Origin of the sequence: Rhodococcus sp. 05-2254-6, from assembly GCF_002258565.1 — a bacterium.
In the GTDB taxonomy this organism is placed as follows: domain Bacteria; phylum Actinomycetota; class Actinomycetes; order Mycobacteriales; family Mycobacteriaceae; genus Rhodococcoides.
The window spans coordinates 1-2,054 of record NZ_NOZF01000178.1 but is presented as its reverse complement, the minus strand read 5'-3'; the positions used below and the strand labels follow the sequence as shown (position 1 = coordinate 2,054).

The 2,054-nt window shown below is 65.1% G+C and carries 2 protein-coding genes; both read right to left on the bottom strand.

What is annotated here, in order from left to right; all coding sequences use genetic code 11:
* Window positions 1-359: MFS transporter (locus CH256_RS24585; protein WP_143536667.1), on the bottom strand; the 359-nt coding region annotated here is incomplete at its 3' end.
* Window positions 356-1,993 (bottom strand): class I adenylate-forming enzyme family protein, encoded by a 1,638-nt coding sequence (locus CH256_RS24580; RefSeq protein ID WP_094670989.1) that lies wholly within the window; start codon window positions 1,991-1,993, stop codon window positions 356-358. The genes CH256_RS24585 and CH256_RS24580, both read right to left, overlap by 4 nt.
* Window positions 1,994-2,054 lie beyond the last annotated feature (61 nt).

The window sequence follows — 2,054 nt, the reverse complement described above, 5'->3', positions numbered from 1 at the left end:
CAGGCACCGATCGCACCGTAGGTGGGCATGATGCCGATCAGCAGGCTGCCGGTCGCCATCATGAGCATCGTGGTGACGAGAACGAACTTGCGGCCCTTCTTGTCCGCGATCCGGCCGAACACGATGCCGCCGAGGGGCCGCATCAGGAATCCGACGGCGAACACTGCCAACGTCGACAGCAGTGCCGAGACCGGATCTGCCTGGCTGAACATCGCCGCCGCGATGAACGGTGCGAACACCGCGTAGGCGCTCCACTCGTACCATTCGAGAACGTTGCCGACGGTGCTGGCGAACAGCGATTTCTTCCGCGAGGAGATATCGGGTGCCGAGCGGGTATCGCGTGATGATCCGACGGTCATGGAGTGTCGCTTTCGGTCGAATGAGTCTGCACTGGAACAGGTTTGAGTGCTGCACGCCGAATCTTCCCGGTCTGGGTCTTGGGAAGTTCGTCGATGATGTGAATGGCCTTCGGGCGTTTGTAGGCCGCCAGTCGGTCGCGTGCGAAATCCACCAGCGCATCCGGCGTCACCGTGGTGCCGTTGCGCAGGGATACGTAGGCCACCACCGATTCGCCCTGGTAGTCGTCGGGCCTGCCCACCACAGCGGCCTCGAACACCGCGGGATGTTCGTAGAGGGTGTCCTCGACCTCTCGGGGCCAGACCTTGTACCCCGACACGTTGATCTGATCCTTGAGCCGGTCGACGAGATACACCCATCCGCCTTCGTCGATGATCGCCACGTCTCCCGTACGAAGACGACCTCCGGGCATCGTCGACGCGGTCGCATCGGGATTGCGCCAATAGCCCGAGACCACCTGCGGACCCGAGATCTCCAGCTCCCCCGCGATTCCCGCGGCCGTCGGCTCCCCGGAGGAGTCCAACGTACGCAACGTCACTCGCGGCAACGGCAGCCCGACGGACAGCGACCCACTTGCGGAGTCCACCGGCGCTCGGGTGCCGGGCGGCACCGCGATGACGCCCGCTGTCGTTTCGGTCATGCCGTACGCGTTGTGGATGTAGCACCCGAATGCGGACTCGAAAGCGGTGACCGTTGCGGGCGGAATGGGTGCGCCGCCGGAGTACAAGGCCTTCACCGACTCGAAGTGGGCACGCGTCGCACCTGCAGTCTCGGAGATCGCGTTGAACACCGTGATCGACCCGATGGTGTACGTGACGCGGTGCTCGACGAAGGCGTCGAGAGTGACTGACGCATGGAAACGGTGAGCGAAGACGAGCACACAGTCGCGTATCAGAGCAACCGCCGCGTCGAGCATCGCGCCGGTGATGTGAAACAGCGGCGCGACGGCGAACACGACGTCCCCGTCGGCGAGACCGGCCCGTTCCCCGAAATCCAGGGCCGTCGCGAATGCGTTCGCATGCGAGATCTGCGCACCCTTCGGCGGTCCCGTGGTTCCGGACGTGTAGGCCAGGAGTGCGAGATCGTCCGGGTGCGGGGCGAATTCGGGAACGGACCGGCCACGGTACAGATCGATCAGGCCCATGAGATCGTCGTCGGGCCGGGGGGTCACGCGAGACGTCGAAGAGAAGACGCGCGGGTCGTTGCGGGTCTGCAGGTCCAGTCCACTGGTGCTCACGAGCAGCCGAACCGTACTACCCCGCAGCGTCGAACCGAGGGCTTCGAGATCGTGTTCGTCGCAGACGAGCGCGATCGGTTCTGCGTCGTCGATCAGCGTTCGCAGTTCGCGATTGCGGTACATCGGGTTGAGGATCAACGCGACCGCCCCGATCTTCCACAGCGCGAGAAAGGTCAGGGGGTACTGCGGAATGTTCTGCAGATAGATGCCGACACGGTCGCCGCGCGTCACTCCACGGTCGATCATGGCGGCCGCAAGGGCGTCGGATGCCTCGTCCGCCTCGCGGGCGGTGAGCACGGAGTCGAAGTACGCCAGCGCCGGCCGGTCCGGGGCGTCGGACACTCTCCTGCGCCATCCGTCGAGGACGGTCGCAGGCCCGATCGCTCTGTCGAGGGTCATGGACGGCCCTTTCGGTTGACCGGAATCTCGGCCCAGGAGGACCGACCGAACACTCGCTCGG

Coding starts and splice junctions, on each gene's coding strand:
- CH256_RS24580 (WP_094670989.1), bottom strand. CDS start 1,993: ATGACCCTCGACAGAGCGATCGGGCCTGCGACCGTCCTCGACGGATGG.